This is a genomic window from Arsukibacterium sp. MJ3 (assembly GCF_000987765.1).
In the GTDB taxonomy this organism is placed as follows: domain Bacteria; phylum Pseudomonadota; class Gammaproteobacteria; order Enterobacterales; family Alteromonadaceae; genus Alishewanella.
Genome location: NZ_LAHP01000008.1, coordinates 121,058 through 140,737 on the forward strand (window position 1 = coordinate 121,058; position 19,680 = coordinate 140,737).

Annotated in this window: 21 protein-coding genes and 1 tRNA gene; 17 read left to right on the top strand and 5 right to left on the bottom strand. The window is 45.5% G+C overall.

The genetic code is table 11. From position 1 onward, the window contains the following. Positions 1-13: 13 nt before the first annotated feature. From VT06_RS08135 to VT06_RS08185, 11 genes are all read left to right on the top strand, one after another. Positions 14-90: transfer RNA gene (locus VT06_RS08135), tRNA-Asn, on the top strand. 147 nt (positions 91-237) lie between these two features. After that, positions 238-2,163: an EAL domain-containing protein gene (locus tag VT06_RS08140; protein WP_046553797.1), complete on the top strand. Its 1,926-nt coding sequence runs from the start codon at positions 238-240 to the stop codon at positions 2,161-2,163. 161 nt (positions 2,164-2,324) lie between these two features. Further along, the gene (gene rsxA / locus VT06_RS08145; protein WP_046553798.1) at positions 2,325-2,906 is read left to right on the top strand and encodes an electron transport complex subunit RsxA; all 582 of its coding nucleotides are present in this window, start codon (positions 2,325-2,327) and stop codon (positions 2,904-2,906) included. Beyond that, positions 2,906-3,457, top strand: coding sequence for an electron transport complex subunit RsxB (gene rsxB / locus VT06_RS08150; RefSeq protein WP_046553799.1), 552 nt, complete (start codon positions 2,906-2,908; stop codon positions 3,455-3,457). Before rsxA ends, rsxB begins: the two co-directional genes overlap by 1 nt. A 2-nt stretch (positions 3,458-3,459) precedes the next feature. Continuing rightward, positions 3,460-5,388, top strand: a complete 1,929-nt coding sequence (rsxC, locus tag VT06_RS08155) for an electron transport complex subunit RsxC (RefSeq protein WP_046553800.1) — start codon at positions 3,460-3,462, stop codon at positions 5,386-5,388. Continuing rightward, the gene (rsxD, locus tag VT06_RS08160; protein WP_046553801.1) at positions 5,385-6,452 is read left to right on the top strand and encodes an electron transport complex subunit RsxD; all 1,068 of its coding nucleotides are present in this window, start codon (positions 5,385-5,387) and stop codon (positions 6,450-6,452) included. Before rsxC ends, rsxD begins: the two co-directional genes overlap by 4 nt. After that, the gene (gene rsxG / locus VT06_RS08165) at positions 6,449-7,081 is read left to right on the top strand and encodes an electron transport complex subunit RsxG (protein WP_046553802.1); all 633 of its coding nucleotides are present in this window, start codon (positions 6,449-6,451) and stop codon (positions 7,079-7,081) included. Before rsxD ends, rsxG begins: the two co-directional genes overlap by 4 nt. After that, on the top strand, positions 7,078-7,782 hold the full coding sequence (locus tag VT06_RS08170) for an electron transport complex subunit E (RefSeq protein WP_046553803.1): 705 nt from the start codon (positions 7,078-7,080) through the stop codon (positions 7,780-7,782). The genes rsxG and VT06_RS08170 overlap by 4 nt, the downstream gene beginning before the upstream one ends. Positions 7,783-7,839: 57 nt before the next feature. Then, entirely contained in the window at positions 7,840-8,499 is a 660-nt protein-coding gene (nth, locus tag VT06_RS08175; RefSeq protein WP_046553804.1) for an endonuclease III, read from the top strand. A 9-nt stretch (positions 8,500-8,508) separates the two neighbouring features. Continuing rightward, positions 8,509-8,910: a lactoylglutathione lyase gene (gene gloA, locus VT06_RS08180; protein ID WP_046553805.1), complete on the top strand. Its 402-nt coding sequence runs from the start codon at positions 8,509-8,511 to the stop codon at positions 8,908-8,910. A 15-nt stretch (positions 8,911-8,925) separates the two neighbouring features. Continuing rightward, positions 8,926-9,438 (top strand): GNAT family N-acetyltransferase, encoded by a 513-nt coding sequence (locus VT06_RS08185; protein WP_046553806.1) that lies wholly within the window; start codon positions 8,926-8,928, stop codon positions 9,436-9,438. 72 nt (positions 9,439-9,510) lie between these two features. Here the strand turns inward: VT06_RS08185 and VT06_RS08190 are convergent, their stop codons facing one another. The 5 genes from VT06_RS08190 to VT06_RS08210 form a co-directional block, all read right to left on the bottom strand. Beyond that, positions 9,511-10,401 carry an aspartoacylase gene (locus VT06_RS08190; RefSeq protein WP_046553807.1) on the bottom strand — a complete coding sequence of 297 codons (891 nt, stop codon included), beginning with the start codon at positions 10,399-10,401 and terminating at the stop codon, positions 9,511-9,513. A 147-nt stretch (positions 10,402-10,548) separates the two neighbouring features. Further along, entirely contained in the window at positions 10,549-10,776 is a 228-nt protein-coding gene (locus VT06_RS08195; RefSeq protein ID WP_235357386.1) for a bacterioferritin-associated ferredoxin, read from the bottom strand. A 124-nt stretch (positions 10,777-10,900) separates the two neighbouring features. Continuing rightward, positions 10,901-12,103 (bottom strand): ABC transporter permease, encoded by a 1,203-nt coding sequence (locus tag VT06_RS08200; protein ID WP_046553809.1) that lies wholly within the window; start codon positions 12,101-12,103, stop codon positions 10,901-10,903. A gap of 1 nt (position 12,104) precedes the next feature. After that, positions 12,105-12,902: an ATP-binding cassette domain-containing protein gene (locus VT06_RS08205; protein ID WP_046553810.1), complete on the bottom strand. Its 798-nt coding sequence runs from the start codon at positions 12,900-12,902 to the stop codon at positions 12,105-12,107. A 20-nt stretch (positions 12,903-12,922) separates the two neighbouring features. Continuing rightward, a complete protein-coding gene (locus VT06_RS08210) occupies positions 12,923-13,762 on the bottom strand; it encodes a DUF3025 domain-containing protein (RefSeq protein WP_046553811.1) in 840 nt (279 codons plus the stop codon). Between the two features lie 203 nt (positions 13,763-13,965). Between VT06_RS08210 and asnB the strand changes: the two genes are divergently transcribed. The 6 genes from asnB to VT06_RS08240 all read left to right on the top strand — a co-directional run bounded on the left by asnB (position 13,966) and on the right by VT06_RS08240 (position 19,651). Next, positions 13,966-15,630, top strand: coding sequence for an asparagine synthase B (gene asnB, locus VT06_RS08215; protein ID WP_046553812.1), 1,665 nt, complete (start codon positions 13,966-13,968; stop codon positions 15,628-15,630). Between the two features lie 216 nt (positions 15,631-15,846). Then, entirely contained in the window at positions 15,847-16,968 is a 1,122-nt protein-coding gene (locus tag VT06_RS08220) for a hypothetical protein (protein WP_046553813.1), read from the top strand. 21 nt (positions 16,969-16,989) lie between these two features. Beyond that, a complete protein-coding gene (locus tag VT06_RS08225; protein WP_046553814.1) occupies positions 16,990-17,271 on the top strand; it encodes a J domain-containing protein in 282 nt (93 codons plus the stop codon). Between the two features lie 77 nt (positions 17,272-17,348). Then, on the top strand, positions 17,349-17,936 hold the full coding sequence (locus tag VT06_RS08230) for a hypothetical protein (protein ID WP_046553815.1): 588 nt from the start codon (positions 17,349-17,351) through the stop codon (positions 17,934-17,936). Next, on the top strand, positions 17,933-18,694 hold the full coding sequence (locus VT06_RS08235) for a hypothetical protein (protein ID WP_046553816.1): 762 nt from the start codon (positions 17,933-17,935) through the stop codon (positions 18,692-18,694). The genes VT06_RS08230 and VT06_RS08235 overlap by 4 nt, the downstream gene beginning before the upstream one ends. A 63-nt stretch (positions 18,695-18,757) precedes the next feature. Beyond that, a complete protein-coding gene (locus tag VT06_RS08240) occupies positions 18,758-19,651 on the top strand; it encodes a hypothetical protein (protein WP_046553817.1) in 894 nt (297 codons plus the stop codon). The last annotated feature ends 29 nt before the right edge of the window (positions 19,652-19,680 follow it).

A 19,680-nucleotide genomic window follows, 5' to 3' on the forward strand; every position in this document is an offset into this window, starting at 1 on the left:
CGTTTATTTCTTTTCCCCAATAGCTCAGCTGGTTAGAGCGACGGACTGTTAATCCGTAGGTCGTTGGTTCGAGTCCAACTTGGGGAGCCAAAGCGTTTTTCAGCTGTTTTTCCAGTGATATGTCGTTATTTATTCCTTTCATGGTATTTTTTTGATTTAATTAGCTTTCTATTCTTTTTGACTACACTATATTAAGCGTTAGACAAGGAAGCAAATTATGTTTGGTGGTCAGGGCTTATGAAGATTTTTAAAACTCTACTGTTGGCGCAGTTGTTAACGGCGTTGATTTTAGCCGCTATTGCGTTGTCAGCGTTAGTGCTTTATACCCAACAACTTATTGATATACGTGAACGCAATGCGCGTAATGCCATCGAGCAAATGCTTATTCATCACTTGTCTGGTGATGCCAAAGTACTTAGCCGCCAACTAGACCGCAGCTTCGATTTACAAAGCCTACGCATTAGCCAGTTGGATAATACCGTGTTGCATGAGCAAAATAATGCTCGCAAGGCCACAAGCATTGGCATGTGGGCACTGCAAACAGCTGGCAGCCAGTTCAAACCCGTTAATGTAAGCAATGAAGAACATGGTATCCAGCTAACTTATCAGTTAAATCATCAACAAACTCTGGCGCCGCTGCAAAAATTAGGTTTTGTACTGTTATTGGCGCCTTTCGTTATTGGCTGGTTAACAGTACTAATGGCTAAGAACAGTATCAAGCGCAGTTACCGCAAAACGTCGCAGGCGGTCAATCAACTTATCGACAGCTTTATTCAGGATCCGGAAAAAGTTGAACCAAACTGGAATAAGATCCCTGCTGAATTTTCTGAAATTAATATTGCGCTACAAAAACTGGCTAATTACAGCAAAAAACAATATAGCGAAATGACCTCGGCCGCCTATCAAATTGCCGAAGAAGCCTACAAAGATCCGGTGACAGACTTACCGAACCGAAACCGCTTTGTGCAATATTATGAAGATCACTGCAAATTATCAAAAGATACAGACTTTGGCGTTTTTGCTATTACCCGCTGCACCGAGCTGCAAAGCCTGAACCAAACTCGTGGCTACCAGGAAGGCGATCAATACATTCAAGATGTCGCTAATATTGTGCGTAAAGTGTCCGATACATACAAAGATGCTCGTGTGTTTCGACTTAACAGTTCAGATTTTGGCATTCTGCTACCGCGTATCACGCCAAAAGAAGCCGAAAACTTTGCACTGCAATTGCAAAGCCGCTTTAATGAATATCAGAAAAATGCTGAGCTCGACTCTATTGCCTACACCGGCTTAGTTACCTATGAAAGCGGCAAAGCATTAGGTGAATTACTGGCAGTCGCTGACACCTCAATTAGTTTGGCTCAAACCAAGCAAACCAATGCCTGGCACTTACAAAAAGACTCTGGCGGGCTGGAAGTAGCAGGTAGTGGTTATGGTAATCAGAACTGGCGCAATGTTATTGAAGACGTTATCAACAACAATCGGATTAACTTGCTAACGCAACTAATTCAACCGTCAAACCGATCTGCAAAAGCCTACTCGGAAATCCTGGTTCGGTTTAAAACTCAGGAAAATCAGGTACTGCCTACGGCTTCATTTTTGGCAATGGCAGAAAAACTGGATAAAATTATTGCGGTTGACCGGCTTATTATTGAAACCGCTTTGACAACGATTAAAAATCGAAATTTACAAGATCAGTATTTTGGTTTGAATTTATCTCCACGCTGTGTGCATGACGATCAATTTGTTATTTGGTTAGAGCGGCGACTGTTAAAAGATGCTCATATTGCGTCTAAACTTATTTTTGAAGTGTCTGAATTTGGTTTACAACAAAATCTTAAAACCAGTAAACGTTTTATCGATATGATTCACCGTGCCGGTGCCAGGATCACTGTTGAAAAATTTGGTGTTGGCATTACCTCGTTTAAGTTTTTCCGTGATTTAAAGCCTGACTTTGTCAAAATGGATGGAAGTTATACCCGGCGTATAGATGAAGATAAAAATAATCAATACTTTATGCGACTGATGATTGATCTTGCCCACCGTATTGGTGTCGGCGTATTTGCAGAAAGCGTCGAAACTCAGGAAGAAAAACACATGCTTGAGTCGTTGTTTATCGACGGTAACCAAGGCTATTACGTTGGTAAACCAACACCGATGTAAGCCTTTTAAACAGTGGCAGTTAAATAACCGATACGGCTTTGCTAACTGCCAGTAAAACCTGACAAATTACTGGGATCACTGAATAACCCTATAGTTTGTTTGGTTGTAACCACTCAGACATCATTGCATAATACCAGCCTGTTTTCTGTCTAAGCTCAACTATGACCGAATTTTTGCTTCTCCTTATCAGTACCGTGTTAGTCAACAACTTTGTGTTGGTGAAGTTTCTTGGCCTTTGTCCCTTTATGGGTGTATCTGCCAAACTTGAAACCGCTATTGGTATGGCGCTGGCCACCACTTTTGTTCTTACCCTGGCGTCTATCTGCAGTTATCTGGTAGACACTTTTTTACTGGCACCTTTCGATTTACTGTACTTACGTACCCTAAGTTTCATACTGGTTATTGCGGTTGTAGTGCAATTTACCGAAATGGTCGTGCATAAAACCAGCCCGACACTTTATCGATTATTAGGCATTTTTTTACCCTTAATCACAACCAATTGTGCGGTATTGGGCGTAGCATTGTTAAACGTTAATGAGCGGCATAATTTTATCAATTCAGTCATCTATGGTTTTGGCGCAGCAGTGGGCTTTTCACTGGTATTAATTTTATTTGCAGCAATGCGTGAGCGCTTAGCTGCCGCTGATGTACCAGTACCGTTTAAAGGCGCCGCTATTGCAATGATTACTGCTGGATTAATGTCACTGGCCTTTATGGGTTTTACTGGTCTGGTAAAAGCCTGATGAGTTTATTAACGGCACTGTTTATTCTGGGCAGTTTGTCACTGGTATTTGGTGGTCTACTGGGGTTTGCTGCCATTCGTTTTAAAGTAAAAAGCGATCCGCTTGTAGAACAAATTGATGACATTTTACCGCAAACGCAATGTGGTCAGTGCGGTTACCCTGGCTGTAGACCTTATGCTGAAGCTATAGCCAATGGCGATGATATTAATAAATGTCCTCCTGGTGGCGATAGTGCCATACGTAAATTGGCTGATTTAATGGGCGTAGAAGCCAAACCGTTAAATGCGGCGCAAACCGTCGCGATTAAACGGGTGGCGTTTATCCGCGAAGACGAATGTATTGGCTGTACTAAGTGTATTCAGGCCTGTCCGGTCGATGCCATTGTTGGGGCATCAAAATTGATGCATACCGTTATCATCGATGAATGTACCGGCTGTGACTTATGCGTTGAACCTTGCCCGGTAGACTGTATAGATATGCTGCCAGTCAGCCCGACCCCAGAACGTTGGAAATGGGATTTAAACGCCATTCCAATAACCCAGGTGGAGTAAAAGTGCCCAGTTTATTTCAGCAAATTCAAGCCGGTAAATTATGGGATTTCCATGGTGGTATTCATCCACCTACCCGTAAAGCGCAAACTGCCCAAAAACCCATTGGCGTTATGCCGTTGCCTGACCGGTTATATATTCCCATTCGACAGCATATTGGAGTGGCCGGCACCTTACTGGTTAGTACTGGCCAAAGGGTATTAAAAGGCCAGCCATTAACCAGTGCCGATAATTCAATGGCGGTGCCGGTACATGCACCAACCTCTGGCATTATTGCGGCTATTGGCGAGCATACCAGCGCTCATCCCTCGGCGCTGCCTGAACTTGCCATTACGCTGAGCCCTGACGGTTTAGACGAATGGCGGGTGCAGTATCCGTTAAACCTTGCAACTACCGATAAACTTAGCCTGCTTGAGCGCATTCAGGAAAGTGGTATTGCCGGTATGGGCGGCGCCGGCTTTCCGGCACATTTAAAAGCTGGGCTGACGCAGCCGGTCGATTACCTGATTATTAACGCGGTGGAATGTGAACCTTACATCAGTGCTGACGATGCGCTGATGCAAGAAGGTGCCATAACCATTGTTAAAGGTATCGATATACTGGCAAAACTGCTTAACCCAAAAGCGGTATTAATTGGCATAGAAGACGATAAACCGATTGCCAGTGCGGCATTAAAAGCAGCCTGCAGTCAACGTGAACATTACTATATTCGCGACGTGCCCACCAAGTATCCATCGGGTGGTGAAAAACAACTTATCCAGTTGCTCACGGCTAAGGAAGTCCCTGCTGGCCGTCGGCCAATTGATATTGGTATTGTTATGCTAAATATCGGTACTGCCTTTGCTATTGCTCAAGCAGTGCTGGATGATCAGCCGTTATTGTCTCGTGTTGTTACCGTAACCGGCGAAACACTGCGTCAACCGCAAAACGTACTGGCATTAATTGGCACCCCGGTCATTGATTTACTGAATTTTTGTGGTTATCAGCGGCAAACAGCTGAAAAAGTGATTATGGGTGGGCCCATGATGGGCTTTACCCTGCCCGACTTAACAGTACCTATTATAAAAACAACCAACTGTATTCTGGCACCAAGCGTGGCAGAACTACCGGCTGATGGCAATGAAACTGACTGTATTCGTTGCAGTGCGTGTGCCGATGTTTGTCCGGCCAGTTTACTGCCACAGCAGCTATTGTGGTATAGCAAAGCAAAAGATCCCGCCAAGTTAGATGAATATAATTTGTTTGACTGTATTGAATGCGGCGCCTGTGCTTATGTTTGCCCCAGTGAAATACCCTTAGTACAGTATTACCGGGTAGCTAAAGCTGACATTCGTGAACAACAACGCGAAGCCGTTAAAGCAGAACAGGCCAAAGCGCGCTTTGAAGCACGTAATGCCCGGTTAGAGTGGGATAAACAACAACGTATGGCCCGCAATCAAAAACTGGCGCAGGCCCGCGAACAAGCCCAACAAAATAATGGCAGTAGTAATGCCGTAGCTGACGCGCTAGCCCGCATTAAAGCCAAGCAAGCGGAGCAACAGGCCTTACCTGCTGAGCGTGAACACATTCTTGCCGAGCGTGAAGCGAAAAAACAGCAGGCCCGTGATTATCAGGCAGCCAAAGCTACTGAGACAGTGCAAGCTATAAAACCAGAGCAATTAGTTGCTGAAACACCATCTGAACCAATAGATAAACCTGACAAGGGTGCGGCTGTTGCCGCTGCCGTTGCCAGAGCAAAAGCCCGCAAAGCAGCACAGGCTGCAGCGGATCAACAAGCGCAAATTGCAGACGCTGAACAAACCAAACAGCCTGAAGCCATTGTGCCGGAAACAGTGGCGGTAGAGCATCCCCCTGCCGATCCACGCAAAGCGGCCATTGCCGCGGCGATAGCCCGGGCAAAAGCAAAAAAACAAGCTGACAGTGAGACAACATGAGTTTTAAAATTACCAGCTCACCCCATAACCGCATAAGCCGCAGCACCTCTGAAATAATGCTATTAGTGGTGCTGGCGTGTATTCCAGGCATAGCGGTGCAGGCGGTATTATTTGGTTACGGTGTGCTGGTGCAGTTGCTACTGGCTATTAGCACCGCCTGGCTCGCTGAAGCACTGATAATGCGGCTGCGTGCAAAAAAAGTGCTGCCTCGCCTAAAAGACCACAGTGCTTTGCTAACCGGAGTATTGCTGGCCATATCAATTCCACCTTATGCTCCCTGGTGGCTAATTGTTATCGGTACTCTGTTTGCGATTATTATTGTCAAACAACTGTATGGTGGTTTGGGCAATAACCTGTTTAATCCGGCTATGGCGGCTTACGTGGTATTACTTATCTCGTTTCCACTGCAAATGACGCAGTGGTTGCCCAGCGTCAGTTTACAACCGGAAAGCCTGCATCTGTTGGATGCTTTCTGCGCTGTTTTCAGCCAATACAGCTGCAGTGGTTTTAGTATTAGCCAGTTGCAAACCGGTATTGATGGCATTTCAATGGCTACCCCGCTGGATACTATACGTACCGATTTAGCTGCAGGGCGTACCTTAACTGAAAGCCTGCAAAGCCCGGTGTTCTATGGTATTGCCGGTGCCGGCTGGCTTTGGGTGAACCTGGCCTATCTGGCCGGCGGTTTGTTATTGTTAAAGTTACGGGTTATTGGCTGGCGCATTCCAGCGGCGGTGCTTGGCGGCTTGTTTGTCTGTAGCCTGCTAAGCTGGCTGGCTGCTGCCGATACCAACCCAAGCCCGATGCTGCAATTGTTTTCTGGCGCTACTATGTTGGCGGCTTTTTTTATTGCAACCGATCCGGTATCAGCGTCTACTACCAATAACGGCCGCATTGTTTATGGCGTTTTAATTGGCTTTATTATTTATATTATCCGTAAATACGGCGGCTATCCTGATGGCGTGGCGTTTGCGGTATTGTTGGCTAATATGGCGGTGCCTCTCATTGATTATTATACCCGGCCCCGCACCTATGGCCATAAAGCAAAAGGAGCCGAAAAGTGATCACGCCAATATCTAAGAACGCTCTGCTGCTCGCACTAGTTGCACTGGTTTGTGTGGCAATACTGGGCTTGGTGAATCAGTTGGCGCAACCCAAAATTGCCGAGCAACAACTGGCTAATAAGTTGGCTATTTTAAATGATGTTTTGCCGCAAAACAGTGCCAGTGCCAGCTTATTGGCCGATTGTATCCTGGTTACCAACTTACCCTTACTGGGTCGCCCTACACCGCAAGCGATATATCGGCTGCGTGACGAGCAAGGCATCAGCGCCTTTGTTATTGAAACTACCGCGCCTGATGGCTACAGCGGTAATATAGATTTAATTGTTGCCGTTACCCCAGAGGGTACTATCCTTGGCAGCAGGGTGTTGAATCATCAGGAAACACCCGGCCTTGGCGATAAAATTGAACGCCGTCGTTCAGACTGGATTGATAGTTTCAGCCAAAAACAGGTTAGCAGCAGTAACGAAGCACGCTGGGCCGTTAAAAAAGACGGTGGCCAGTTTGATCAATTTACCGGTGCCACCATTACCCCGCGAGCCATTGTAAAAGCAATATATAACGCAGGCATGTTAGTACTACAGCAGCCCGAATTGGCCAATCGGCCAGCAAATTGCGGAGCCAGTTTATGAGCGACAATTCAGCGAGTATCCGTGAACTCACAGTGCAGGGCTTATGGCGAAACAACCCAGGCTTAGTACAGTTGCTTGGTTTATGCCCGTTACTGGCCGTTACTGGCACCGTAACCAATGCACTGGGGCTGGGGTTTGCCACCTTATTGGTGCTGCTCGGTTCAAACGTTGTGGTATCGATGGTACGCAACGTTATTCCTTCAGAAATTCGTATTCCGGTTTTTGTGCTGATCATCGCCAGTTTCGTTACCGTCATTCAATTACTGATGAATGCCTATACCTTTGGTTTGTATCAATCGCTCGGCATATTTATCCCGTTAATTGTTACCAACTGCGCCATTATTGGCCGCGCTGAAGCCTTTGCTTCAAAGAATGCCGTGCTACCCTCTGCGGTCGATGCAATCATGATGGGCTTAGGCTTTATGCTGGTATTAATAGCGCTGGGCGCTATGCGCGAAATCCTTGGCCAAGGCACCTTATTTGACGGTGCTGATTTACTACTTGGCGACTGGGCTAGCGCGCTGCGCATTGAGCTTTTCACACTGGATACCCAGTTTTTATTAGCCATGCTGCCACCGGGCGCCTTTATTGGCATGGGGCTGCTAATTGCCCTGAAAAACCTGATAGACGCCAAATTACAACAACGCCAAGGCGCAGCAGCAGGCATTAGCCGGGCCAGGGTAACCGGTACCGTACAATAATCATGTTATAGGGCCCACCAACTAACCTTAGCCAATAGTAAAGCGATACGTTAAATAATGAATAAACAAAAACGCATTGAAATACTTAGCCGGTTGCGGGCAGCTAACCCAGAACCGACTACTGAGCTTACCTTCAGCTCGCCGTTTGAGTTGCTGATTGCGGTATTATTATCCGCACAAGCCACTGATGTTAGTGTCAATAAAGCCACCATGCTTTTATTCCCCATTGCCCGCACCCCACAAGCCATGCTGGCGCTGGGGGTAGATGGCGTTAAGCACTACATAAAAACCATTGGCTTATTTAACACCAAAGCCGAAAATGTAATTAAAACCTGCCGTATTTTGGTCGAGCAATACGGCGCTGTGGTGCCCGAAAACCGTAGCGCCTTAGAAGCCCTGCCAGGCGTTGGCCGCAAAACCGCTAATGTGGTGCTGAACACTGCCTTTGGCTGGCTAAAAGATAATGAAGGTAAATATTTTATAGCGGTCGACACGCATATTCAGCGAGTTGCTAATCGTACAGGCTACGCTAAAGGCAAAACAGTTGAAGCAACCGAACAAAGCATCATTAAAAACACCCCGAACAAAACTGAATTTATGTATGACTTGCATCACTGGTTAATTCTGCATGGCCGTTATACTTGCACGGCCAGAAAGCCGAAATGTGGCTCTTGTATCATTGAAGATTTATGTGAATTTAAAGATAAAACTGAATAGGAGAACATAATGAGAATGCTTCACACCATGCTGCGCGTGGGTAATTTGAAAAAGTCGATTGCGTTTTACACTGACATACTGGGCATGACACTGCTGCGCCAGTCTGATAACACCGAATATAAGTATACCTTAGCCTTTGTTGGTTATGGCGATGAGAGTGAGCATACCGTGCTGGAGCTTACTTATAACTGGGATACCGACAGTTACGATTTAGGCAATGCTTATGGCCATATTGCGCTGGAAGTAGACGATGTGTATCAGGCTTGCGACAAAATTCGTGCTAAAGGCGGTGTAATAAGCCGCGAACCTGGCCCGGTAAAAGGCGGTAGCACAGAAATAGCCTTTGTACGTGATCCGGATAACTATGCAATAGAACTTATCCAGAAGAAAGCCAAATACGATACCTTATAGTCAAGCGGAGCAGACATGACCGATTTAGATAAAACGACAACCCCAGAACTTCAGGTTAGAGCCGCCAATGTCGAGGATGCGGCAACAATTTTACAGTTTATAACCGAGCTTGCCATCTTTGAAAAAGCTGAAAATGAAGTGCTGACCTCGGTAGAAATGATAAAACACACCTTGTTTAGCGCTGATGTCAAAGCGCATGCTCTGATTTGTGAGCGCGCCGGTGAGGCAATCGGTTTTGCTGTTTATTTTTACAATTACTCTACCTGGCTGGGTAAATACGGTTTGTATCTGGAAGATCTATATATTACCCCAGATGCCAGGCGCAGCGGTGCCGGCAAAGCCATGTTTAAAGCCTTGGCAAATATTGCCGTGGCAAATAATTGCGGCCGCTTTGAATGGAGTGTGTTGGACTGGAATACACACGCTATTACGTTTTATCAGGCATTACATGCTCAGGAGAAAACAGAATGGTTGGGCTATCGCTTAACTGAACCACAAATAAAAGCCTTAGCCGAACAAGCCGACTAAACATTTTTGCACTACATAGGCAGAGTAAATCTTCACGCCAAAGCAAACATGTTTTGGCGTAACACCTTGCCGTTACTCCATGCTAATAATGACTTTTTCATTTAATGACATTGCTAAATTATTATCGTAATACGCCGCTTCATTAATAAACGTTGGGTATACCGTCTGCTCGCCATCAAAACAGATTTCTGTGCCATCAAATAGACTAAAAATCGGGTCCCCCGGGTTAATCGGCTGGTAATCTTTGTCCTGTACATTTTTATGCACCATACCCAAACGTTCACCCTGCTCATTCACTGGCAGCTTTATGCTATGCAAATAGCGAAACGCTTCTGTCTGTTTTGGCAGCTCAGGAACGGCATCGGTATTATAAAGCTCAACAAAATCGAGAATATGCCGGGTCATTTTGTCCATTAGTTCCAGTACATCGTGCCGCAGTACTGACTGGGGCTGCGGCCCCACCTCAACCAATACTCCATAGCGGCCTAAAGTACACATTAAGGCATGTTCAGCCGCAGCAAGGTGGTCTTCGTCAAGTGAAATAATAGCTTCTGGCATGACCATTTTGACATAAGCGGCCAACTGATTATAAAAAGGCCCGGCTTGGGTAAGAATTAAACAGGCGCCCATATTGCTGGTGGTGTTATGTAAATCAATGAGTAAGTCGGTTTTAGCAGCGCCTTTGGGGCCAAGCTCAGCATTGAGTATTTTAGCCCGGTTTTGTTCATAGTTGGTCAGGCTTGGGTTAGCCAAATCGATATTTTTAAACTGACGGTTTAAATCACTGTGCAAATAGCGTTTATTGGCATGGTATGCCTCAGGGTTAGCCCAGACACTGTGGCAAGTAAAACTGGCACGCTTTATCAGCTCAGGCTTCGCCTGATAGTGCTTTACTAAATAAATACCGGAAAATTCATTGCCATGCACACCGCCAACAATAGCCACTTGTTTAATTTTATCCATTACCACGGTGTACTCCTAATGTCTGTGCCTAATGTCTGTGTTAAAGCTCAAGCTTAGTACGCAATTAAGCCGCCAGTATGACGTCAACCAGCAAAAAACAGAACATAACAGCAACAAAAAAGCGGAAATTAGCGTTTTAAAACCTGATTAAGCGGCGGGTTTGGCAAGACTATCAATATCGCGTGATTGTTTTACTAATTCGTTATGTAAAATAACACTAACCTGGCAGACGCATTTACCACATTGGCTACCTACACCTAAACCACTTTTCAATTCACGCATAGTACAGGCGCCGTTAGCAATATGTTGCTTAATAGCTTTATCCGATACCGCTTTGCATAAACAGACAAACATGGCGTGACCTCTCAGTAACAAACACCACGCCACTTTAATCTAACTACGAACTATTATCAATACCATTTAGAAAAAAGACTTACCCTGATAGTGGCGCGGGTAAGTCATTTTATCGGGGTTAATAACGGTGTTATTAACCGTACCGTTAACGAAACAATACTTTTTCTTGTTGAAACCAATGTACACAAAAAGCAATCAGCGCCGCAGCCAAGGCTGTAGTAGAGGCAAAAATTAACGCTAATAAGCCGTAATCAGCAGTGCCCTTTAATAACTCTTTAATTGCCAGCGCAATATTGGTTAATGGTATTAATGCCGTAGTGACATCCAGCTCCATGCCGGGCGCCATAGCAATCATCAGTGGCACGATAACCAAAATAGTTAACGGGCTCATGTAATTTTGTGCTTCTTTAAAAGTACGGGCGTAAATTGAAATGGCCAGCAGCAGCGCAGCAAAAATAGCCGCAGTTGGCAGTAATAACGAAAACATCAACACTAAATCAAGAATAGTAATGCTGGCCAACGCTTCTGACACTTTTGACAGATCAGCAAAGGCACTGATAATAGCGCCCCATACCCCCAAGCTGACCACGGTTATCAGCGCAGTCATTAGTGCAGTTGTCAGCACTGTTAAAAACTTACCCAGCACAATGGCCGTGCGGCTAACCGGACAAATTAGCAGGGTTTCCAACGTGCCACGTTCCTTTTCACCCGCGCCCATGTCTACCGCCGGATACATAGCACCGCTTAAACATAACAACACCAGGGCATAGGCTAAAATAGCCCCCATGCTTTCGCCAATGTTTTCCCGCTGCTCAGCAGTGTTAACTTTGGAAAGCTTAACCGGTTTTAAAATGGCCGTTAAATTGGCCGGATCAACCCCCAGCTGGCTTAGAGTATTTCGCTGCAACTGCTCCTGGTAGGTTGCCAGCATCTCGTCGAAATAGTTGTACATAAAATCGAGTTGCGACGAGCGATTATAAATAAGTTGCCACTCAGTTTGCTGCACGGCCGCTTTACGACTGGCAAAATCTGTCGGGATCACCAGTGCCACATCAAATTCTTTATTACGAATGGCCGCAACCAAATCGTCTTCACTGGTTAGTGTGGTTTCAATTTTTTTAAAGTTTTTATGATAAAACAGCGCTTCGGCAAATTCCGGCGCCTGTTGCTCATTAATAATTACGTAGCGATGCTGCTCTTCCATTGCCTTGTTAGTCGTGGTCGCCATTACCAGGCCGACGATACCAAACAACACCGGAAAAATAAGAATGGGCAATAAAATAACGAAAATCAGGGTTTTTTTATCGCGCAATAATTCGGTTAATTCTTTAAAGTATACCTGCCACATATTAAGCAACTCCCTGCAGAGGTTGGTTAGCAATAACGGCTAAAAAAGCCTGACGAAGATCGCCGTGCGGGGCCAGCTGTTTAAACTGTTCCAGCGTGCCGGAAAAACTGCTTAGCCCTTTATCTATCACCACCACTTTGTCACACAAGGCACCTACTTCATCTAAATGATGAGTTGAAAAAATCACTGGGGTGCCCTGTGCTTTTAGCGACATAATAAAGTCCAGTACGGTTTGCACTGTCATAATATCCAGTCCAGTGGTTGGCTCATCTAAAATAACCACTTTGGGGTTATGCACAACCGCCCGGGCAATCGCCGTTTTTTGTTTCATGCCGGTCGACATAGTATCGACCCGGCGATTAGCAAAGTTATGCATGTCGAGCATGGTAAACAGCTGATCAATCCGTTCTTTAATTGCCAGCTCTTTCATACCATGTAAGCGGGCAAAATAAGCAATATTTTCAAAGGCGGTTAATTTACCGTACAAGCCGGTATCTGCAGATAAAAAACCAATTTCTTTGCGGGCCTGCACCGGCTTTTGCAACACATCAATGCCATTAATAAAAACCGAGCCGCTGTCTTGCTTTAATGCAGTAGAGAGCATGCGAAGCGTAGTGGTTTTACCGGCACCATTAGGCCCCAGCAACCCCAACACCTCGCCCTCACCACAGGTAAAACTAACATCGCGTACGGAATGAAACGCTTTGTCACTGTAACGCACATCTTGTTTTTCCGTGTCCGACAATTTATTGCCTTTGCTTATGGCAAAGGCTTTAGCTAACCCTTTTATTTCAATCATGTAATCTTCCTAATCGTGATTTATTTTTTAACTGTTAACGGTCGAAAATACCCTGTATTTTTATAAAAGTCTGCCGAGCAATTGCCCTGCCACCACTTAGGCACCCCCAGCAAGGGTAACGGTGTCAGTTGCTGATTATCAAGAAGTAATGCACCGTTAGCAATTTGTTGCGTAAGTTTTTTATCTAAAAAACGGTAAGCATCTGTTAAAGGCCACTGGCTAAAGCCTGTTGGCACGCTTAAAAACAGACACTTGGCAGTTAAACCCAAAAAGGGCCTGGTTGCCATTTCATATATTGCATGGCCGAAAATAATCGGCCTTATGACCTGCCACCAGTCGCTGCGCTTTAGCACAAAGCTTTGCTGCCACTGATGCGCGCGCAGCAGCTCGGCATGCTGAAATGCAGCAGGCTCCAGGCAAATAATTACCCCGCACTCATCAAACAATGTCAGTTTATTGCGCAGTTTACTGCGCTGTTTTAAGCCATGTACGGCAATCTCTGCCATATGCAGCTGGTTTAAAAGCGCCTTCGTCTGTGGAAACAAGCCCCAGATACCGGCGCCAAATAAGTCATGCCAGTTATTTAGCCGGGTCGGTACCCGGCCGGTTTCATAAATAAATTGCTCATAATAACGGCCATCTTGCTCCAAGACCGCATTATCAACTAGCTTATAATCGCTATGCTCAAGCCAATGGTTTAACGTGGTTAAGGCCGGCCAGTTTGCCCAGTTGGCTAACGGGTAGCGCTGACACAGATCATTAAATATCGGGTTCTCAGACAACACATTAGCTGACCATTGCACTGGCGCCATAAAGCGGGTTTTGGTGTTATTGCTGTTTTTAAGGTTATTACTGCTCATCATATGCTGCTTTTACGTTGTTAACATTTACCAGGCGGCGCTAAATTACTTGGCCAAACCAGTAAAAAGCACTTGCAATTTTATGCTGGCATGGCACATTCGTAAGGTACGTTTAGACGTACATACTGCCAAAATTTATCCGTCGTCTTTCGAAATCCATTGGATAATGATGTGTTTGTTCGAATTAATTAATAGAGGTTATCATGTGTTCGATATTTGGGGTGCTTGACATCACAACTGATGTTAAAGCGTTGCGCCAACAGGCGCTGCAGTTATCTAAGTTATTACGCCATCGGGGCCCGGACTGGTCTGGCATTTGGAATGACGATAATGCCATTCTGGTGCATGAGCGCTTGGCTATTGTTGATACTGAAAACGGTGCTCAACCCCTGATTAATGATAATCGACAGCACATTCTGGCAGTGAACGGTGAGATCTACAATCATAAACAACTCGAAAAAGCGCTTACCACGCCCTACCCGTTTAAAACCAAGTCTGATTGCGAGGTGATTTTGCCACTGTATTTAGAGCATGGCGCCGACTTTATTGATCAGTTACAGGGCATGTTCGCTTTTATTTTGTATGATGCCGAGCAAAGCCGCTATCTGATAGCGCGCGATCACATCGGCATAATTCCGCTGTACTATGGCTATGATGAAAACGGCCAGCTGTTTGTCGCTTCAGAGTTAAAAGCACTGGTGCCGGTGTGCAAACAAATTAAAGAGTTCCCACCGGGCCACTATTTTGATAGCAAAATTGGTGAGTTACGGCGCTATTATCAGCGCGACTGGCAAAGCTATGACGCCGTTAAAGACAACCCGGCCAGTGAAACTGAACTAAAAGCCGCGCTAGAACACAGTGTTAAAACGCATTTAATGTCAGACGTACCTTATGGCGTATTGTTATCTGGTGGCCTCGATTCATCACTAATCTCGGCCATTGCCCAGCAATATGCTAAGCGCCGGGTAGAAGATAACGACCAAACCGAAGCCTGGTGGCCACGCTTGCATTCGTTCGCGGTGGGGTTACCTGGCTCGCCCGATTTAATTGCCGCGCAAAAAGTTGCTGATGCTATAGGCACCGTGCACCACACCGTGCACTTTACCGTGCAAGAAGCCTTAGATGCGCTTCGCGATGTAATTTACTTTTTAGAAACTTATGACGTTACGACTATTCGGGCGTCTACTCCAATGTACCTGATGGCCCGCAAAATTAAAGCCACCGGCATTAAAATGGTGTTATCAGGCGAAGGTGCTGACGAGCTGTTTGGTGGTTATTTATATTTTCATAAAGCGCCCAATGCCCAGGAATTTCATCAAGAAACCCTGCGTAAGCTGGAACGCCTGCATATGTTTGACTGTAACCGCGCAAACAAGGCGATGTCGGCCTGGGGTATTGAAGCTCGCGTGCCATTTTTAGATAAAACCTTTATGGACGTTGCCATGCGCTTAAACCCACAAGCGAAAATGTGCGGTGGCGGTAAAATGGAGAAACACATTTTACGCCAGGCGTTTGATGGCTTGCTACCCAACGAAATTCTATGGCGCCAAAAAGAACAATTTTCTGACGGCGTAGGCTACAACTGGATTGACAGTTTAAAAGCGCATGCCGGCAAAGAGGTTAGCGATCAGCAAATGGCCACCGCCAGCTTCCGCTTTCCGGTTAATACCCCAGACAGTAAAGAAGCCTACTACTATCGGGTTATTTTTGAAGAGCATTTCCCGCATGCCGGGGCAATTGCCTGTGTGCCAGGGGGTAAGTCGGTTGCGTGTTCAACACCTGAAGCACTGGCCTGGGATGCTAAAATGGCCGAAATGACCGATCCGTCCGGGCGGGCGGTGCGCGACGTTCACTCGCAAGGTTATTGATACTATTTAGGCAGCTTGTCACTCACTTATCACTTAAAAAGTAACACTTAATAATTAAACTTTAATATTCACCCCTCAACACGAAAGGCCACAACCCTGTGGCCTTTATTTATTGGTATATCACCGTCTCAAACTGCACAGTAACGTTGCATTGTTAGCAGTTACTGGCACAATAACCACCCTAAACTAAACTGCGTTGTTATTCAGAGCTAAAGTATGATCATTGCAAGCTTACTGCTCGCCAGCAGCCTAAGCATGGCAGATAACAGCCAGGCTATTGTGGACCCATTCAGCGAGTTACATGTTAGTGGCCAATGGCTAACTGACAACCGCCAGCAACACCTGCTTGACCCACAAAGCTCTGGCTTAACTTTGCGCCATGGCGAGCTTATTCATATTGGCGATAACAGTGCCGCACTGCCAATGCGCAATGTATTACTTAGAATTAACCCGGCAAATGGTAACGTTATTGCCCCCGCCATAACAATAACCGTGGCGCCAGCCTTAACAAATAGCTGTTTTAGTGAACTGTTAACTAGCTACCCCGATTGGGAGTCATTAACCTGGGACAGGCAAGACGACACCACATTAATAACGGTAACCGAAGACTCTTCAGGTTTTCAGCTTAAAGGCGAATGTGCTTCCCGCTATAACGCAACGCATTCCACGGCATACCCTACGCTGTTGGTTAACATTAAAATTGATAAAGCGCTAAGCACAGCAGAAATTGTGGCAGTACGACCAGTACAGTTTCCTGCCCACGCCAAGGTAGGCAATTTTGCCAATGACGGCATTGAAGGCCTGGCGATTGACAACAATTCAAATCTTTATTTGGCGCTGGAGAAAAATCAGGCCAATGCACCGATGATTTTTACGGTGCCCTATACCGCTGATTTCTGGCATAGTGAAGACTTTATTGCGGTTAATGACAGCGGCTTTAACCTGCCAGTGCCTGATGCCAATAATCATCCTATTAATGGTCTGGATTATCTTGCTCATCCCAAACCGGGCCATCCGGGCTACTTAGTGGCCGCAGCGCGCAATGATAACCAGTTATGGATTATTGATATTAGCCAGCAGCAAAAGCCTTTTGTGCAGCAATTACATTTTTATGCGCCATCAGGTGATGCTAACAACTGCCCGCCGTTTGAAAAGCTGCACAATACCTCTATTGAGGGGGTAGCCGTAGCGGGCAATAAGGTGTATTTGGTGAATGATCCATGGAAAAGCCAGTATAAAAATAATATTCAATGTTCTGCTAATGCTATAAATTTTGAACAGTTTTCGCCGCTATTGTTTCAACTTAATCTTGACCCACGCTGGTTTATCCAGCCCTAATAACCACGTTGCAGGACCTTTATGATTAACCATTTTCGGGTACTTGGGGTTAAAACCAACGCCAGCGATGACGATATTAAAAAAGCCTATAAACGCTTATCGAACCGCTACCACCCAGACAAACTGCTGGGCTTGAGCGATAATGAGAAAGAGCAGGCTGCCAGCCAGTTACAACGGGTTAAACAAGCCTATGATGTGCTGGCTGATCCGAAGCAAAAATCGGCTTTTGTGAAAGACTTTAACAATGTCATTGTTACTGATCCGGCTGCTGCCATGCAGGAGTTGTGGGATCAGTACTATTAATATGCTGCTGTTTTAGCTACCTTTGGTTATGGCTATTTAACACTTTCTGATAATTACGATAGGATCGGGACCACCTGATGGCTACAAAACTAAATTTATCACGCATTCGCGCGTTGCAAACTGACGCTAAAGACAATATTGAATCTTACCTGGATCCGGAAACCCCGAAAGCGCTGGAACAATTTACCGCTAAAATGAAAACGGTTTTGTTGCGCGATCCTGATATGTTGCAGGCACTGCCTGAATATTTACCCGTGGCACTCTATGGCCGGGTAAAGTTTCCACCCACGGCCACGTTAAAATGGCAACAGTGGCTCGACAGTGCCACCGCCCCTAGCTGGGACGAATTTAAAATTGCGGTGGCCTTTAATAATGCCGACGTAGAATTGGTTAAAGCCGTACGGGCTTACTCTGAACCACTGCTGATTGAAGCCTGCGCAGTGTTATTTTTAATGGAATTCGGTGACAACATTAACCGCACGGGCAAAGGTGCTAGCGCAGACAATGACCCTGAGCAAGATCACGAAAACGATGACGAACACGTAGACGAGCAACACGACGTGTATGACCAAGATGACCATAACAACGACAATGCTGATGACGACGAGCCTGGTTACGATAATCAATACGACGATGTTCGCTTTAACAGAGAGAAACCGGAATGACGAATTTAATTGCCCTGGCGGTTGCTGAAATTAAAGAATTGGCCATGATAGAACCGAAACAGGCCAGTAAAAAATTTGAGCTTATTGCCAACACCATGAGCGATGAGCAGTTGGTTGAAGTAATTGAAAATATTGATATTGTTACCCTAACTCAAATGAACAGCCAGCATGACATTTCTTTTCCATCGATTATTTCAGAGCTGATGAGCCCGGAGCGCATTCGCGATATCGTTTGCCAGCAGCCCTTGTACTGGGAAGAAAAAATTAAAAATAATGCTGATGAGTTACAGCAACACACCTTTAATTTTTTAACCTACCTTATTCGTACCCAAGACAGTGAAGACAAACAAGCTGCAATTTTAGAGTGTGTAGCAGAAGATCCTGCCGGATTATTTTATTTATCTATCCCTTTTATTGAGCTTTACCGTGGTGAAGCCATTATTGATGATGATGGTTTCAATGATATGCAACACGACGAAGATGAAGATTTAGAAGAGGCCGTACGTTACACCGAACGGCAATTAAATGAAGATGCCCATGGTTTAGGGATAGACGACCCACGCAGCTTACTGGCACTTATTCGCCAACTAACACCCCAGGTAGAACAGGCCATAAAAGCGCTTATTCGCAATGAAAATTCTGGCTGGGAAGGTATTATTAATAAGTTTGCTACCGAACTGGTGATGCAGGCGAAAGAGAAAAACCAGGCAACAGATGAATTTGCCGAAGTGGATGATATGTTTAGTTTTCTCGAGTAACCCTTGCCTGTAACACGCTTTATGCCTAAAAACAGGATAATAAGAATAATAAGGATAGGTTAGATGCAGTTAATGGTACGCGATGGCAGTACTGGCCCGTTCTTAAGCCAGGTAATTACCCATGCTCTGGCAACAGAACAACTCAGCAGCGAGCAGCTGAGGCAAATTAAAAGCAAAGCCGTGTTAATGAGCCTAAAATTTGCCGACAAATTTTACAACAAGCACAAGATGCACCTGCTGGAGCAAGCAGCTTACGATATTATTGGTGTGGTAAGCCTTGGCTTGCTGGAATTATCGGATAAAGATCAACAACGGGCGCTTACCCTGTTACTGGCGCCAGAGGGCCTGGTAAAGCCCTTTCAAAAAGGCTGGAATATGCTGAGCACGGTTAGCCAGCTCACTGCTGGCAAGTCACTGTATGGCGAAGTAGATGAGCAATTACTGCAGCAGTTATCATGCCCGCCCGATGCCGAAGACTGGCCCGGCTGGCAGCATTATCAATACGCGTTAACAGAGCATCGGCGCAACCAGGCCATGCAATTACTGCAACAGCAGTTTTATGCCCGCAGCCACTTTGACGAGTTTGAACATTTTAGCTTAGAGGAAGTGTTAGCCGAAGTGGTGTTTTATCGCGCGCTTACCGGCGGTGATAAAGTACGTCAGGATTTAAAAAAACGGCTGCTGAACATTACGCTGTCACCACACTGGTTTAATGCTACTTTTTTTGCGTTGCAAACCGAAGTAACGTTGACAGAATTACCCACGGCCAATGCTGACGCTATTCGTGCCGATTTAGGCCAGCATTTTATTCCGGCGCTATTACGCACGTTACACTTTGCCAAAGATTACCAGGTACTGGCAAAACAACATGCCTCGCCCGAAAAACTTGACAGCTTTGAAGGAAAACAAGGCTTAACCAACCCGCTACTGGGTTGGCCGCAATATTTGGAGTTATAGTATTTTGAGTTATAATATCAAAATTTTTT

What these genes read in the sequence shown, in the direction of transcription:
- VT06_RS08140 (WP_046553797.1), top strand. Translation starts at nt 238, where the DNA reads ATGAAGATTTTTAAAACTCTACTGTTGGCGCAGTTGTTAACGGCGTTG.
- rsxA (WP_046553798.1), top strand. Translation starts at nt 2,325, where the DNA reads ATGACCGAATTTTTGCTTCTCCTTATCAGTACCGTGTTAGTCAACAAC.
- rsxB (WP_046553799.1), top strand. Translation starts at nt 2,906, where the DNA reads ATGAGTTTATTAACGGCACTGTTTATTCTGGGCAGTTTGTCACTGGTA.
- rsxD (WP_046553801.1), top strand. Translation starts at nt 5,385, where the DNA reads ATGAGTTTTAAAATTACCAGCTCACCCCATAACCGCATAAGCCGCAGC.
- VT06_RS08170 (WP_046553803.1), top strand. Translation starts at nt 7,078, where the DNA reads ATGAGCGACAATTCAGCGAGTATCCGTGAACTCACAGTGCAGGGCTTA.
- nth (WP_046553804.1), top strand. Translation starts at nt 7,840, where the DNA reads ATGAATAAACAAAAACGCATTGAAATACTTAGCCGGTTGCGGGCAGCT.
- gloA (WP_046553805.1), top strand. Translation starts at nt 8,509, where the DNA reads ATGAGAATGCTTCACACCATGCTGCGCGTGGGTAATTTGAAAAAGTCG.
- VT06_RS08185 (WP_046553806.1), top strand. Translation starts at nt 8,926, where the DNA reads ATGACCGATTTAGATAAAACGACAACCCCAGAACTTCAGGTTAGAGCC.
- VT06_RS08190 (WP_046553807.1), bottom strand. Translation starts at nt 10,401, where the DNA reads ATGGATAAAATTAAACAAGTGGCTATTGTTGGCGGTGTGCATGGCAAT.
- VT06_RS08200 (WP_046553809.1), bottom strand. Translation starts at nt 12,103, where the DNA reads ATGTGGCAGGTATACTTTAAAGAATTAACCGAATTATTGCGCGATAAA.
- VT06_RS08205 (WP_046553810.1), bottom strand. Translation starts at nt 12,902, where the DNA reads ATGATTGAAATAAAAGGGTTAGCTAAAGCCTTTGCCATAAGCAAAGGC.
- VT06_RS08210 (WP_046553811.1), bottom strand. Translation starts at nt 13,762, where the DNA reads ATGAGCAGTAATAACCTTAAAAACAGCAATAACACCAAAACCCGCTTT.
- asnB (WP_046553812.1), top strand. Translation starts at nt 13,966, where the DNA reads ATGTGTTCGATATTTGGGGTGCTTGACATCACAACTGATGTTAAAGCG.
- VT06_RS08220 (WP_046553813.1), top strand. Translation starts at nt 15,847, where the DNA reads ATGATCATTGCAAGCTTACTGCTCGCCAGCAGCCTAAGCATGGCAGAT.
- VT06_RS08225 (WP_046553814.1), top strand. Translation starts at nt 16,990, where the DNA reads ATGATTAACCATTTTCGGGTACTTGGGGTTAAAACCAACGCCAGCGAT.
- VT06_RS08230 (WP_046553815.1), top strand. Translation starts at nt 17,349, where the DNA reads ATGGCTACAAAACTAAATTTATCACGCATTCGCGCGTTGCAAACTGAC.
- VT06_RS08235 (WP_046553816.1), top strand. Translation starts at nt 17,933, where the DNA reads ATGACGAATTTAATTGCCCTGGCGGTTGCTGAAATTAAAGAATTGGCC.
- VT06_RS08240 (WP_046553817.1), top strand. Translation starts at nt 18,758, where the DNA reads ATGCAGTTAATGGTACGCGATGGCAGTACTGGCCCGTTCTTAAGCCAG.